The 14,021-nt window shown below is 59.0% G+C and carries 12 protein-coding genes; 3 read left to right on the plus strand and 9 right to left on the minus strand.

What is annotated here, in order from left to right:
- The first annotated feature begins 46 nt into the window (after nt 1–46).
- The 3 genes from HMPREF2978_RS06925 (at nt 47) to HMPREF2978_RS06935 (ending at nt 1,835) form a co-directional block, all read left to right on the plus strand.
- The gene (locus HMPREF2978_RS06925; RefSeq protein ID WP_070527384.1) at nt 47–904 is read left to right on the plus strand and encodes a peptidylprolyl isomerase; all 858 of its coding nucleotides are present in this window, start codon (nt 47–49) and stop codon (nt 902–904) included.
- A gap of 287 nt (nt 905–1,191) precedes the next feature.
- Nucleotides 1,192–1,524: a hypothetical protein gene (locus HMPREF2978_RS06930; protein ID WP_070744767.1), complete on the plus strand. Its 333-nt coding sequence runs from the start codon at nt 1,192–1,194 to the stop codon at nt 1,522–1,524.
- Between the two features lie 56 nt (nt 1,525–1,580).
- A complete protein-coding gene (locus tag HMPREF2978_RS06935; protein ID WP_070527378.1) occupies nt 1,581–1,835 on the plus strand; it encodes a hypothetical protein in 255 nt (84 codons plus the stop codon).
- A 134-nt stretch (nt 1,836–1,969) separates the two neighbouring features.
- On the opposite strand, the gene HMPREF2978_RS06940 is transcribed toward HMPREF2978_RS06935, so the two are convergent.
- The 9 genes from HMPREF2978_RS06940 to ruvB form a co-directional block, all read right to left on the minus strand.
- Nucleotides 1,970–2,545 carry a DUF421 domain-containing protein gene (locus tag HMPREF2978_RS06940; protein WP_210383634.1) on the minus strand — a complete coding sequence of 192 codons (576 nt, stop codon included), beginning with the start codon at nt 2,543–2,545 and terminating at the stop codon, nt 1,970–1,972.
- 73 nt (nt 2,546–2,618) lie between these two features.
- Entirely contained in the window at nt 2,619–4,682 is a 2,064-nt protein-coding gene (locus HMPREF2978_RS06945) for a bifunctional metallophosphatase/5'-nucleotidase (RefSeq protein ID WP_070527375.1), read from the minus strand.
- 172 nt (nt 4,683–4,854) lie between these two features.
- A complete protein-coding gene (locus tag HMPREF2978_RS06950) occupies nt 4,855–7,152 on the minus strand; it encodes a RelA/SpoT family protein (protein ID WP_070527372.1) in 2,298 nt (765 codons plus the stop codon).
- Nucleotides 7,153–7,186: 34 nt separating this feature from the next.
- Nucleotides 7,187–7,741 carry an adenine phosphoribosyltransferase gene (locus HMPREF2978_RS06955; protein ID WP_070527368.1) on the minus strand — a complete coding sequence of 185 codons (555 nt, stop codon included), beginning with the start codon at nt 7,739–7,741 and terminating at the stop codon, nt 7,187–7,189.
- The gene (locus HMPREF2978_RS06960) at nt 7,738–9,351 is read right to left on the minus strand and encodes an ABC transporter substrate-binding protein (RefSeq protein ID WP_070527365.1); all 1,614 of its coding nucleotides are present in this window, start codon (nt 9,349–9,351) and stop codon (nt 7,738–7,740) included. Before HMPREF2978_RS06960 ends, HMPREF2978_RS06955 begins: the two co-directional genes overlap by 4 nt.
- A gap of 3 nt (nt 9,352–9,354) precedes the next feature.
- Complete coding sequence (gene secF / locus HMPREF2978_RS06965) at nt 9,355–10,518, minus strand: protein translocase subunit SecF (RefSeq protein ID WP_070527362.1); 1,164 nt, start codon at nt 10,516–10,518, stop codon at nt 9,355–9,357.
- 2 nt (nt 10,519–10,520) lie between these two features.
- Nucleotides 10,521–12,314: a protein translocase subunit SecD gene (gene secD / locus HMPREF2978_RS06970; RefSeq protein ID WP_210383640.1), complete on the minus strand. Its 1,794-nt coding sequence runs from the start codon at nt 12,312–12,314 to the stop codon at nt 10,521–10,523.
- A gap of 246 nt (nt 12,315–12,560) precedes the next feature.
- Nucleotides 12,561–12,893 (minus strand): preprotein translocase subunit YajC, encoded by a 333-nt coding sequence (yajC, locus tag HMPREF2978_RS06975; RefSeq protein WP_070527356.1) that lies wholly within the window; start codon nt 12,891–12,893, stop codon nt 12,561–12,563.
- A gap of 39 nt (nt 12,894–12,932) precedes the next feature.
- The gene (ruvB, locus tag HMPREF2978_RS06980; protein WP_070527613.1) at nt 12,933–14,018 is read right to left on the minus strand and encodes a Holliday junction branch migration DNA helicase RuvB; all 1,086 of its coding nucleotides are present in this window, start codon (nt 14,016–14,018) and stop codon (nt 12,933–12,935) included.
- Nucleotides 14,019–14,021: the final 3 nt, after the last annotated feature.

The raw sequence follows: 14,021 nt of genomic DNA on the forward strand, positions 1-14,021 counted from the left end.
ATAGGTGGGTCAAAGTTTTTAAACCACCACTGTGGAGGAAACATAGGTGTCTACTAACAGCCAGCGCTTGGATGATGCGCTCAACCAGCTCGATCGCGAGCTGAAATCCCGCGACCGTAAACAGAAGAGCCGCCCGCTCGGCGTCGTTCTGATGGCCGCCGTCGTTATTGTTGCCCTCGTTGGCGGTATCTGGTTCCTGTCCACGCGCTCATCAGAAGAAGAAATCCAGGCAGAAGAGACCTCCGCTGGGAAAACCACCACCGAAGCCCCCACTGCCGAGGCTTTGAGCGGCAAGCGCGCTAAGCCCCTTGGCGAGACCGTCACCTGTGAATACCCCGAGTCCGGCGACGCTTCCCGTGAGGTCCCCACTCCGGAGGGCAAGGACATTCCTGCCAAGGGTGAGGTGACCGTCAACTTCGCCACCAAGCAAGGCGATATTGAAATGACTCTTGATCGCTCCCTGGCTCCGTGCACCGTCAACGCGATTACGGACATGATTTCGGCGAAGTACTACGACGACACCGTGTGCCACCGCATGACTGATGGCGGCATCTTCGTCCTGCAGTGCGGTGATCCGTCCGGCAAGGGTTCGGGTGGACCGGGATTCCAGTTTGCCAACGAGTACCCCACCGATGAGGCTGACGACGCCGCAATGGCCCAGCCGGCTCTGTACCCGAAGGGTTCCATCGCCATGGCTAACGCCGGCGAGGACACCAATGGTTCCCAGTTCTTCATTAACTACAAGGATTCGGAGCTTCCGCCTGCCTACACCTACTTTGGCAACCTGACGGAGAAGGGCCAGAAGACCATCGACGCCATTGCCGCTAAGGGCGTCAAGGATGGGCAATCCGATGGTGAACCTGCTGAAGAGGTTCGCATTACTAAGGCCACCATCGAAAGCTAAGTTTTACCCCCTTTACGGTGATCAGCCTCGCTCACGTTCAGTGAGCGGGGCTTTTCCTTTCCCATCCCACACTATCCATCGCGTACTAAGAATTTCTTAGCCTTGAGCTGTTCGTTTGCCAAACCATGCTTAGTCACAGGCGTCACATCGGGATAAACCCAGCTCACATGCGACGGTCAGCAGTCCTCCAGACTGGCCATCCAAATGACAGAACCCTTGCAAAACACACAGCGTCTCAGTAGCATTTGTGAGGTCTTTGAAATTCCCGAGATACCTAAGGAACGAGAATGAAGCTCTTCTCCCGTAAGGCACTTGTTGCCGCCGCTACCGCCGCTACCGTTTCCCTGTCCGGCGTGACCGTTGCTACTGCTGAGACCCCTGCAGAGGGTACCCCGGTCGCAGCCACACCGAACACCGACGACTCCGCGAACGGTAAGAACAAGGATCAGAACACCGACGGCAATAAGAAGAAGGACGAAGAGTCCTCCAGCGTTTCCGAGGGCTCCTCGCTCTCCGACATGGACCCGAAGGTGATCCGTGACTGGATCGCTGTCTTCACCGCCATCATCGGCGCCCTGGGCACCGTCTTTGCTTTCTACAACAAGAACTTCGCTAAGTAAGTCAGACCACATAAGTCAGACTTTTCGTTCACCTTCGAGACAGATTAGGACACACTATGAAGTTCTTCTCCCGTAAGTCCATCGTTGCTGCTGCTACCGCTGCAACCATCGCTTTCTCCGGTACCGCAGTTGCTTCCGCAGCTCCGACTGAGGATGAGGGTTCCTCCAAGGCTTTCTTCGCTCTCTCCTCCGACGATGAAGGCAACGTTACGCCGAAGGAGATCCGCGAGTGGATCAAGGTTTTCACCTCCATCATCGGCGCCATGGATGACGCTCTGCGTCTCGGCGATAAGCTCGCTGGCATCAAGTAAGCCACAAGCGCCGCTCTCTCCCCTTGCGCAATCCGCGCAGGGGGAGATTTTTCGTTTTTCCTAACAGCGGATTCAACATCCAAACACGACGCGGCTTCTAAGCGCGGCTACTCTTGCAACCTGGAAGACAGTTCTTAGTCCTGTTCATCTACTTCCTCGATGCGCTCGGCGCCAAGGACATCCTTGAACACGGAGGCATCAACGAGCTGGCCTCGACGGATGACGGAGATCTGGCCGGTTGGCTCCAAGATCATCAACTGGACGTCGCTGCGCCGACCCAGGCCAGCCTTGCGCACGGCGGAATTAATGTCCCTTTCAGTGATGTGGGCGAAGCTCATGTTGTCTTCCTGCAACTGCCCCTTATAGACCAGCAAGACAGGCCTACGGTCGATAAACCGTGACCACGTCACTAATTGCCGGAAGGTACCGAATGCAGCTTCCAAAAGCATCAGGGTGAAAAGGCCGATGACGCCCGCAGCGAGCGTCGGTGGGTTTCCCACGATGACGCGGCCAGAGACCGCACCGAACATAATGATGATGACGGCGTCAGAGGCAGTGATGGATGTCAGAACACGGCTGCCGAAAAGCTTGACCAAGACCATGAAGGCCAGATAGATACCCAGCGTAGCGAGCATCACCAGGGGGATTCGGTGAGGCTCAATGCCGAGCTGGTAAACTGCCTCGCGTCCAAAAAGCCTCAGTGTATCCACAACCTACTACCCTACCTTCCGGGTGAAAAAGCTAAAGCCCGCACCGTAGTGCGGGCCTGTGCATTAGAAGTGACTAGATGTTGAACTGCTTTCGCAGCTGCTCAATCATCTGCTGTACCGGCGCTGGGAGTGCAGCAACCGGCATATTAATTGCACCGATAACTGCCGCGATGGCAGCAGCGATTGCGGCAGCGATGCCTACTCCCAAGCCTATGGAGGAGCCGGCGTCCTTAGCGGAGCCACCATCCTGCGAGCCATCCTGGCCATCAAGGGACAGCGGAAGAACAGCCTCAGTACCCGCATCGGTGGTAATGACGAGGTTCTGCTCACCCTTCAGCCCCTCCGGGATGGTGAGCTTGACGGTTGCGCGGCCACGCTCACCGAAGCCCTTGTCCCCTTCCTGCGCGGCGTTGTCGATTTCGGCCTCTGCCTTTGCATCACCAAGAGCAACGCTGACCTTCTTAGCCTGCGGTTCCTCCGCATTGGAGTAGTTCAGAGAGGACAGGTCAATAGCGATTTCGTTACCCGGCTTCACATCACCTTCGATGTGGACACCGATCTGGCCTTGGCCGGTGCGCACCTCAGCCTTGTCGGACTTGGCATAGTCAATCATCGCTTGGGTGTCCATGTAGCCGACGTCGTTGCGGTCCTTCAGCGCACCGGCGTTGAAGTAGCCATCGCCGCCCTTCTCGGTCTCGCTCGGAGCGAGGAAAGAGGACATCGCAATGGTGTAGTCCTTCTTCGGATCGAGCGGTTCGCCGTTGATGGTCACTGCCTTGACGCGGTTGCCCTGCTCTGCCTTCTGGTCATAAACCACGGTGACGTTGTTGGACAGGCCCATAGCCAGTCGAGCGCGCTCGCTGCCTGGCTGCCACTGGTTCTCTAGGGCGTTGATAAACTCCTGACCGGAAACGGTGCCGGTGATAACTTGGTTGCCGAAAGGCTGGACCGCGAAGATGTCCTTGTAGGTAACCTCCCCTGCTTTGAGGTCTGCGCGGACGCCGCCGGCGTTCATAATGCCAAGGTCAATGTCCTTGCCAATCTGCTGGGACAGTGCGTAGCGCTGGCCATCCGCAATGTAGTTGTTGAGGGTAGATTCCACACCACGGTTGGAGCCTGGCTCGCCGCCCTCATCGGAACCACGGTACATGGCTTGCTCGATGGTGGCGGCAACCTTGTTGCCTTCCTCGTCAGACTCGGCCTTGGCCTGAGCAACGATCTCGGCAACCTCTGGGTCGTCGGCAAGCTCTGCGGCGTCGGCAGCTGTGTACTGCTTCAGCTCAATCTTGGTGACCTTCTTCTCTGCTTTGTCCCAGGTAATGTCGGCGTCATTCAGAAGCTTTCCGTACTCGTGGCCCTGTGCCCACTGCAGCGGGAGCGCACCTTCACGCTCAACCTCGCCCACAGTCTTCTGGTGGGTATCTCCGCCAAAGAGGATGTCAACGTCCTTGTTGAAGTCCTTGGCAAAGCCCTGTGCATCCTCGTGGAACAAGGCGACAACAACGTCGGCCTCGCCGGATTCCTTCAGACGGGTGGCCTCCTCGTTAGTGGCCTGTACTGGATCGGTGAACTCGACGCCCGGGATGGACGCAGCGGACACCTTGTACTTAGTGTTCTCGGTGACGGTACCGACGAAGCCGACCTTCACACCGTTGATCTCACGGACTGCGGAAGCCTCGAGCAGGCGCTTCCCGTCCTTCATCACGTTGGCGCCAAGAATTGGGAAATCAGACTCTTTCATGATGCGCCCGGTAAGGTCTTCGGTGCCCTTATCGAACTCGTGGTTACCAACGGCGGTTGCATCCAGATCCATGGCGTTCAAGGCCTGGGTGGTGTACTTGTCACCGGTGATGGCAGACACGAACGGAGAACCACCGACGTTGTCGCCGGAGGAAGTCAACGCGTATTCCTGGTCCTGGTTGACGTGCTTGATAAGGGCTGCCATACGTGCAGCACCGAGCTCATCAGGATTGCCCGCACGGTCGTTCGCAGGTTCAAGGTGGCCGTGGAAGTCGGTGAAATTAGTAACGGAAATGGTCACCTGGTCAGCTTCAGCGGCGAAAGCAGGTGCGCCGGAGAGTGCAACGGCGGTGACTGTGGTAGCGGCCAGTAGCTGGCCAAAGCGACGGAAGTTCACGTGGTTCTCCTGAGAATGAGAGGAATCTTGTCCACGTGTTTATAACGCATGCATCACGAAGGCGCAGCGCACGTTGAATCCGCCACCTGCGCGTTCATCAAAGATCTTTCCCAGTTTCACCCACGCGCAACCTTGAGTTCAGCCATGCACCCCCGAATCAGGGGGTGGCGGGTTAAGCGGTGACGCGATAAACGTCGAAGACACCCTCCGTGTTGCGCAACGTTGTCATGAGCTGCCCCAGCTGCTTGGTATCGGAAACCGAGAAAGAAAAGCGCACGGTGGCGATGTGATCATCACCGCGATTGGACGTCATCGACAGCACGTTGAGGCTCTGCTCGCTGAAGATTCGCGTGAGCTCAAAAAGCAGGCCTTGGCGGTCGATCGCCTCCAATTGCAAGGTTGCTGCGAATGCGCCGGAGGATTTCGGCCCGCCGGCCCACTCCACCTGCATCATGCGCTCCGGCTCAGACTTCAGCTTTTCGGCATTGGTGCAATCGGCTCGATGGACGGACACACCGCCGCCGCGGGTCACGAAGCCAAAGATGGCGTCTCCAGGCACAGGCTGGCAGCACTTCGCCAGCTTGGCCATAACGTCTGGGCTGCCCTCCACCAAAATGCCGGTACCGGCTGCGGAATCCTTCGTGTGCTGAGCGCGGGAGTTTTCCAGCTCGCTCAGTGGGGTACGCGAAGCCAAGGCATCGACGGCATCGTCTTGGTCCCCGAAAAGAGCCATGAGCTGGTTGGCAACGTGCTGCGCCGACACGTGGCCCGCGCCAATAGCGGTATAGAGAGCGTCCACATCTGGATAGTGCAGCTGCTCAGCAACCTGCTTCATGGAGCTGGCAGTAAACAGGCGGTGCATGGGCAAGCCGCCGCGTTGCACCTCAGCAGCCAAGGCATCGCGCCCGGCCTCGAGGTGCTCTTCACGGCGCTCCTTGGCAAACCACTGCCGCACCTTCGTCTTTGCCCGAGGTGATACGAGGAAGTCCTGCCAATCCCGCGAGGGACCAGCATTCGGATCCTTAGAGGTAAAGATCTCGACCTTATCGCCAGATTTCAGCTCCGATTCCAGGGCTACGAGCTTGCCGTTGACTTTGGCACCGATGCACCTATGCCCGACCTCAGTATGCACCGCATAGGCGAAGTCCACAGGGGTAGAACCGGCGGGCAGGTTAACCACGTCACCCTTGGGGGTAAAGGCAAAAATCTGCTTGGCCGTAAGGTCATAGCGCAGGGAATCCAAGAACTCGTTGGGGTCTGCAGCTTCCTTCTGCCAATCCAGCAGCTGACGCATCCACGCCATCTGGTCCACTTCTTCTTGGTGGCCCGAATTCTTGCCCTTAGTTTCCTTATAACGCCAGTGGGCGGCCACGCCAAACTCCGCGTTATAGTGCATCTCGTGCGTGCGCACCTGCACCTCAAGGGTGGACCCACCCGCTCCGATCACGGTGGTATGCAGTGATTGGTAGACGCCGAAGCGCGGCGAGGAAATATAGTCCTTAAAGCGCCCTGGAAGAGCTTGGTACAGCGAATGCACCACGCCAATGGCCGCGTAGCAGGAATTGATGTCATCGACGAGGATGCGAATTCCCACGAGGTCAAAAATTTCCGCGAAGTCACGGCCGCGCACGATCATCTTCTGGTAAATCGACCAATAGTGCTTCGGGCGCCCCATGACCTCGGCCTCAATGCCATTGGCCTTGAGGGCCTGGCCTACCTGGGCCTTAATTTCCTTCAGCGCTCGATCACGTGAGGGAGCACGATCCGCCACCATGCGCACGATTTCGTCGTACTTCTTTGGGTACAGGATGGCGAAGGCCAGATCCTCAAGCTCCCATTTGACGCTGGCCATTCCTAGGCGGTGAGCCAGCGGCGCAATGACATCGAGGGTCTGGCGTGCCTTCTTCGCTTGCTTCTCGGGTGGCAGGAAGCGCATGGTCCGCATGTTGTGCAGGCGGTCGCACACCTTGATGACGAGCACGCGCGGGTCGGTGGCCATGGCCACGATCATCTTGCGGATTGTTTCTGCTTCCGCGGCGGCACCGAGGGCGACCTTGTCGAGCTTCGTTACGCCGTCGACCAACCGGGCCACCTCGGGACCGAAGTCACGGGTAAGGTCCTCCAGCGAATAGTCAGTATCTTCCACCGTGTCGTGGAGCAAAGCCGCCGCGACAGTCGTGGTGTCCATACCAATTTCAGCCGCAATGGTCGCCACCGCCAACGGGTGCGTGATATAGGGCTCGCCGGACTTACGGAAAACGCCTTCGTGCAGGCGCTGTGCCGTGGTGTAGGCATTGTTGAGCAGCTCCGCGTCCGCCTTCGGATGAAATTCCCGGTGGATAGACATCAAAGGGTCCAGCGCCGGGTTAATCTTTACTCGGCCACCCGTCAGGGAGCGGGCCAAGCGGGCGGACATGCCGCGCACGCTGCCTGGCCGCCATGCAGTCTTGTCCTGCTTTTCAGTCGTCATGTCTGCCTCCGCGAAGTAGCTTAGGCATACAACCTTAGTCCTTCGACCCCATCTGGTTGAGCACAATCAGCGGAGAACCTTGCAGGCGCTCGCGGCCCTCAAGTCCTTGAACCTCTAAGACCACGACGTTGCCCACGACTTCAGCTCCAGCGGATTCCAAGAGCAAGGTGGCGCCGTGGAGTGTGCCGCCGGTGGCGAGGACGTCGTCGACAAGCACGATGCGCTTGCCCTTAATGTCAATGCTGCTATTGGGGATCTCCAGTGCTGCAGTGCCGTATTCCAGCTCGTACTCCTGGGTCAAGACGGGCGGCGGGAGCTTGCCCTTCTTGCGAATAGCCAAAATACCTAGTCCCAGCTTGTAGGCTACGGCTGAACCCAGCAGGAAACCGCGTGCATCGAGGCCACCGATCATGTCAGCGCCAAGCTCCTTGCAGGCCTCTGCCAAGCCATCGACAACCGCGGTGAAGGAATCAGCATCAGCCAACACCGGGGTCAGATCCTCGAAAAGAATTCCCTCCTCTGGGAAATCCTGGACAAGGCGCACCTTATCCTTCAAGGCTTGTGCTGCTGCGACGTAAATCTCGCTCACGACTCTTCCTTTGTTTCAGTTGCTGTTGTGGGGCTATAGCTCCAACGGTCGAGATTCCACCCGATACCCGCAAGGCCAGTGTAGGGCACCACGCCGGTGACAGCGCGGTCGACAATGAATGTGCGAGGCTGCGCGGCGATGGGAATAGAAGGCAGCTCCTCCCACAATTCCTGCTCCAGATTCCGCAGCGCCGCCGCGTGCTTCACGCTAGAGGACGGCGCGGAATGCTCACGCATCGGATCCACGGCGTCGAGGTAGACATCTATCTCCGGCAGCCCACTTGCAGGATCTGCGGCCAATTGCGCACGGGAAACCCGCTCACCGGAACGGTCCTCCACCGTGATTCCCGCCGGTTCGCACGCCGCGCGGAGCTCCTCCACCATCGCCTTATAACGCGGGTTAGGCGCGAGGTAACCCACTCCGATGGTGTAGCCGGATAGGCCGGATGCCGTTGCATTGTCTAGCGGAACGGTTGTCAGCGAGGACATCTGCGCCGCGACCGGATCATCATTGCGCACGGTACGGACTGTGACAGCAGGAACGTCCACGCCCGATTCCTTCGACGAGACCTGCGCCAAACGCTGTGCATCCACACAGGCCGCAAAGGCAGCGCGTGCCCACGGCTGGGAAAGAGTCCCAGCATCGGAGAATACTAAGGTGTCTGTCAGACTTCCCGCTACAGACGTCACCTCCACTGGCTTGCCCTCTGCATCCCGGTCGAACCACGACGGTGACGCGGTGGCGGCTTCGGCAACGCGGAGCTCATCTGAGGCGACAAACGCGGCGGCGTCTGCGCTTCTCGGAAGCATGAGGATTTCGCGCAGAGTCGGCTTATCGCCGTAATAGTTTTCGTTGGAGGTCAGCACGATAGCACCGTCATCCTCCACGCGTTCGATTTTATAAGGACCGAAGGAAACCTGTAACTCCGGGTCAAAGCGGCCTGGTTCCATAGAGAAACCATAGCGCCACGCCTCTGCTACCGGCTGCAAAGTCGCAACGTCCTGGGAATGCAGAGCTGCATTGAGTTCTTCGATGCTCATTTCGGCCCGCTTGGCCAACACGTGTGCTGGGACTACCGAACCCGGCCCAAACAAGTAGCGCCACCGCGAACCGGAATCGGGTGTAAACCATACGGTGAACTTCTTGCTATGGGGCGCGCATTCCACCTCCGTCACTTCCTCCATCAGTGGAAGGTGGGAACCGAAAGTCTCGCTCAACTGCCCGGCGGTAAAGGCCAAAAGGTAGTCGTCACAGGTCACGGGTTCGCCGTCGGCAAAACGCGCCTGCTCGGTAAGCGTAAAGTCCACGTGCGCCCCAGCGTTTTCCCCCTCGGCGGGGAAGAATTCAGCATCGGCGAGATCTGAATTAGGGACCATCTGCCCCGCCGGGCCCGGTACGTAGAGTGCCGGGAACACGCGGCTTGCCAGCTGGGCAGCACCCACCGCATCCCCCCACGCCGTGGCGGCATTGCTGGTGGCAATGGGGGCGTCGGCCAGCACCGCAAAGCGCGAAGGTGGTGTGTCTTTGTCAGTGCCGCCTTCCTGTGCCCCGCATCCGGTCACAGCAAGCGCTACGGCTGCAAGCAGCGCCGCGACTGATGGAATACGCACGGTTTAGCGCCCAGGGCGCCAGGACGCCCTACCAGACTCGTCGCTACGCGGCCCGGATTCGGTCTGCGTTACGGCTGGTGCGGAAGCTGCGGCCGGGGATGCCACGGTGCGCGTTGCCTTCGGCGCATCCTCACCCTCTGCTTCGGCGCTCCCACCCTCAGCACGGTAGGCAGCGACCACCTCGTTGTGCTTCTTGACACTCTTGCGCTGATTCGACAAGGTCACCAGCAACGTGGTGGCTAGGAAGATAGAGGAGAAGACACCTTCAATAACGCCAATGAACTGGACCAATGCCAGATCTCGCAAAGTACCAATGCCCATCAACCACACAGCGACGACGAACAGCGCGATGATAGGCAAGGCCGAAATCACGGAGGTCGAGATGGAACGCATCACGGTCTGGTTAACGGCCAAGTTAGTGAGCTCGGCGTAGGTCTTCCTGCGTTGGCCTTCCAGGCCCGTTGTATTCTCATCCACCTTGTCGAAGACAATGACGGAATCGTAGAGGGAGAAGGTCAGAACTGTCAGCAGACCGATGATGACGGCCGGGGACACCTCGAAGCCGAAGAGCGCGTAGATACCCGCGATGAAGACGCCGTCAAAGATGAGCGCGAGGATTGCGGCAAAGGCCATATCGCGCTGCAAGCGGACCGCCACATAAATGGTGGCCAGTACGAGGAAGACCGCCATGGCAACGACCATGCGTTGGGTGATCGACGAACCCCAGGATTCCGACACCGTCGAGGAGCCAATTGCATCCGGGCTCGGCTTGCCGTTGTCGTCCTTGACTTGGTACGTCTCAAAGATGGCCTGGCGGGCCTGGTTAACCTCCTCCTGCGATAGGCGCTCGGAGGTGATCTCCAGAGTCTCCGAGGAACCGGCACCCACAATCTGCACCAGCTCCGGAGTGACACCGGTGGCTTCAGTGAAGGTTTCTTCTACCTGTTCAGTAGAAAGATCGCCGGCAGGCATGTTGAGCTTCGTTCCGCCCTCAAAATCAAGAGACAGATTGAAGCCGCGAAGTACGATAGCCAGGATCGAGGCAATAAGCAGCACGCCGGCGATGGTGTACCAGGTCTTAGCCCGGCCCACGAAGTCAAATCCACTGCCGTCCACATAGAGACGGTCAAAACGGGAAATCTTGCGGTTAGTAGTTTCGACAGCCATGGTTACTTCTCCTCATCCGTAGCAGTAGCCACGAGTTTCTTGGCCGGTTTGGCATAAAAGCCGCGTTCACGGCGCTCCTCCACAAGGTTGTAAATACCGCCCAGGCCGTTCATGGACGGCTTGGCAAAGGCCGGGCGGCTACCAAGAAGCTGCATGAGCGGTGCCATGATCAGGAAGGATACGACGAGGTCGAAGATGGTGGTGAGGCCCATGGTGAAGGCGAAGCCCTTGACTGCGCCAATGGACAAGAAGTAGACCACCACGGAGCCAATGAGGGTCACGGCCTTACCGGTGACAATCGTGGCTCGCGAACGCTCCCAACCAGTGCGGGTGGCGGAGCGGAAGGTACGTCCGCTCAAGAGCTCATCCTTCATACGCTCGTAGTAAACCACGAAGGAGTCAGCCGTGGCGCCAATACCGATAACCAAGCCCGCCATGCCGGAAAGGTCAAGCGAGTAACCGATCCACCGGCCCAGCAGAACCAGTGCGCCATAAAGCAGGACGCAGGTTGCGATGAGGACCAACAGGGCCACCGAAGACAGAGCACGGAAGTAGTAGATGGAATACAGCGAAACCAGAATGAGGCCCACGATGCCCGCGATGAGCGCTGCCTCAAGAGCTGCCTTACCCAGCGATGGCGGAACGGTTTCTACCGTGCCGCCCGGCTCGCCGTTAGCGCCGGTAAAGGACAGCGGGAGCGCACCATAACGGAGGTTATTGGCCAGGTTCTGGGCCTCCTCCTGCGTGAAGTCACCGGTGATGGAAGTAGCAGAACCAACCGGGGTCGCACCTTGGATCACCGGCGCGGAAATCACGGCGGAGTCAAGGGTGATAGCCACCTGCTTCTGCAGGTACTCCTGGGTCAGGGTGGCCCAGGTCTGCGAACCATTGGGCCCATCGCCGGTCTTGAAGGCGAAGTTAATCTCCATCTGTCCGGTCTGAGAATTCAGCCCGCCCTGAATCGGGGCGTTGTTATCAATCTCATTACCGGTCAGGCGAGTTCCGTGCGGATCGTCAATACCGTCCAGCAGCGGAGCCGGGTTAAGAATGTAGGGTTGCTGATTCGAGTAATCACAAGCCACCAAGGGCTTTGCGGGGTCGTCGGTACCTGCCAGCGGATCAGATTCCGCATCACAGGTCATCAGCCCCAGGGCTGCGGTCTGCACGGTAGGGTCTTCGGACTGGCGGTCCTTGAGCAGAACCTCAGTGACCTTGTCGCGGCGCTCAGTTTCCTCAAGGGAGTTCGCTGGGTCCGGAAGCGGCTTTTCGCTCACGGTCGGAGCCGGTGAATTGTCATCCTTCTCCTTGTCCTTCTGATCGCCGCCCTGGGCAGCGTCGGCACTCTGGTTGAGTGCTTCGTGGATGGAGGCCAGCGACTGGTTGGCATGCTCCGGACTTACTACCCCGTACTTAACCCAGCGGTTAGCCATGTCCGTCATGGTCTTTTCAAGTTTGTCCATATCTGGCATTGGCTGCTCGCCCACTGGGCGGAACAACAGCTGGGAGGTTTGGCCCACGGCCTGCGCCTGGGAAGCATCTTCACCGGGAACGGTAATGACCAAGCTGTCGCCGCTGATGACGACCTCAGAGCCGGATACGCCCATGCCGTTCACGCGCTGCTCGAGGATGGTGCGCGCCTGCTGCAGCTGTTCCTGGGTGGGGTCTTCACCCTGTGGCACCAGGGTTACGCGGGTTCCGCCCTGCAGGTCAATGCCGAGCTTGGGGGTTGGTGATTTATCACCGGTCAAAAATATCAGCGCATAAACCACGATGACAATGAGCGCGAAGAGCGCCATCGCACGCTTGGGCCATTGCCGTTGACGGCTGCTAACGCCACCACGTTTCGAAGCGGACACAAAGATCTCCTGTGTTGTGAGGAACAGGGCTAAAAATCATAGGTCATGGCAGCTAACGCCGCGCACGCACTGGACGCCGCGGTGCCACCATGACTAAAGCACAGTCCACCATGGTACGTCATGGACCGTTGTTTTCCTTAACAGGCTTAAGGTACGCGCCCGTACTGTGACGAGCGCAACGCAATTTTAGAGTTTCGGGAAGCGCTCGTCGCTCTCGTCCTCCGCCTCGACCGGTTCATTAGTGTTCGCGCTGGCTGCGTCAGCGGAGCGAACGATGGCCATGGTGTCGAAGGTCATCACCGTGCCATCCTTTACCTGCAGATCAACTTGCTCGCCGCGGGCTTCCACGACGGTGCCGTGGAGGCCGCCGGCGGTAATCACTTCCTGCCCCGCCTGCAGCGAGGATTGGAGCTTCTGCATCTGCGCCTGGCGCTTGCGCTGCGCACGCATCGACATGAAGCTCGGCAAGATGACGAGGATGGCGAGGACAAGGAGAAGAAGAAGTTGAGTTCCGTTCATAAAAGGCCAGTGTGCCAGACCGCCCTACCTCCGGGCCAATTAAAAAAGGGTCCCGCCAACCGCCCCCTCGGGCGGCTCCAGTCCTAGGTGTTGCCATGCAGCGGCTGTTGCCACACGGCCGCGGCCAGTTCGTGAGATCATGCCGGCGCGCACGAGATAGGGCTCACAGACCTCCTCCACCGTCGATGGTTCCTCGCCCACCGCGATAGCTAAGGTATTCACTCCTACGGGGCCACCGCCGTGGCCCTTGATCAAAGCCCCGAGCACCGCGCGGTCAAGGCGGTCCAATCCGCGCTCATCGACGTCGAAGACCCGCAGCGCCGCCTGGGCAGCTGCAACATCAATATGTCCATCCCCGTTGACTTCGGCATAGTCGCGGACTCGGCGCAGAAGCCGGTTGGCAATACGCGGCGTTCCACGCGAGCGGGAGCCGATCTCCACCGCGGCATCCTGATCGATGTCCACCTCCAGAATGCGCGCTGCACGGCTGATGACCCGGGTGAGATCCTCAGTATCGTAGTACTCCATTTGCGCGGTGAAACCGAAGCGATCACGCAACGGTCCGGTTAGCATGCCCGCGCGGGTTGTCGCTCCCACCAAAGTAAAAGGTGGGATTTCCAGCGGGATGGAGGTCGCTCCCGGGCCTTTGCCCACGATGACATCGATGCGGAAATCCTCCATTGCCATGTAGAGCATTTCCTCAGCCGGGCGGGCGATGCGGTGAATTTCATCGATGAAGAGCACATCACCCTCCATCAGGTTCGACAACATCGCCGCCAAATCCCCTGCCCTCTCCAGCGCCGGGCCCGAGGTCATACGCAAGGAGCTTCCCAGCTCTTGGGCGATGATCATCGCCATGGTGGTCTTGCCCAACCCAGGCGGGCCAGAGAGTAACACGTGATCCGGGGTGACACCACGGTTCTTCGCGCCATTGAGCACGAGCGACAGCTGCTCGCGCACCTTGGGTTGGCCAATGAATTCATCGAGGGACTTTGGGCGCAGAGAGCGCTCAATATCGTGCTCGCCCTGTTGCTCAGTGGCGTCCACATCCTGGTTACGCTGCGGTGGTGAGCTTAAATCCATCCCCTCCGGCAGCTTAAACTCAGTGCGTTCTACGTCTGACATGTC

The sequence above is a fragment of the Corynebacterium sp. HMSC074C01 genome (assembly GCF_001814605.1).
Classification (GTDB): domain Bacteria; phylum Actinomycetota; class Actinomycetes; order Mycobacteriales; family Mycobacteriaceae; genus Corynebacterium.

Excerpts from the sequence above, each read along its gene's own strand:
- HMPREF2978_RS06930 (WP_070744767.1), top strand. The coding sequence starts at position 1,192 with ATGAAGCTCTTCTCCCGTAAGGCACTTGTTGCCGCCGCTACCGCCGCT.
- secF (WP_070527362.1), bottom strand. The coding sequence starts at position 10,518 with ATGGCTGTCGAAACTACTAACCGCAAGATTTCCCGTTTTGACCGTCTC.
- secD (WP_210383640.1), bottom strand. The coding sequence starts at position 12,314 with ATGGCGCTCTTCGCGCTCATTGTCATCGTGGTTTATGCGCTGATATTT.
- yajC (WP_070527356.1), bottom strand. The coding sequence starts at position 12,893 with ATGAACGGAACTCAACTTCTTCTTCTCCTTGTCCTCGCCATCCTCGTC.
- ruvB (WP_070527613.1), bottom strand. The coding sequence starts at position 14,018 with ATGTCAGACGTAGAACGCACTGAGTTTAAGCTGCCGGAGGGGATGGAT.
- HMPREF2978_RS06935 (WP_070527378.1), top strand. The coding sequence starts at position 1,581 with ATGAAGTTCTTCTCCCGTAAGTCCATCGTTGCTGCTGCTACCGCTGCA.
- HMPREF2978_RS06950 (WP_070527372.1), bottom strand. The coding sequence starts at position 7,152 with ATGACGACTGAAAAGCAGGACAAGACTGCATGGCGGCCAGGCAGCGTG.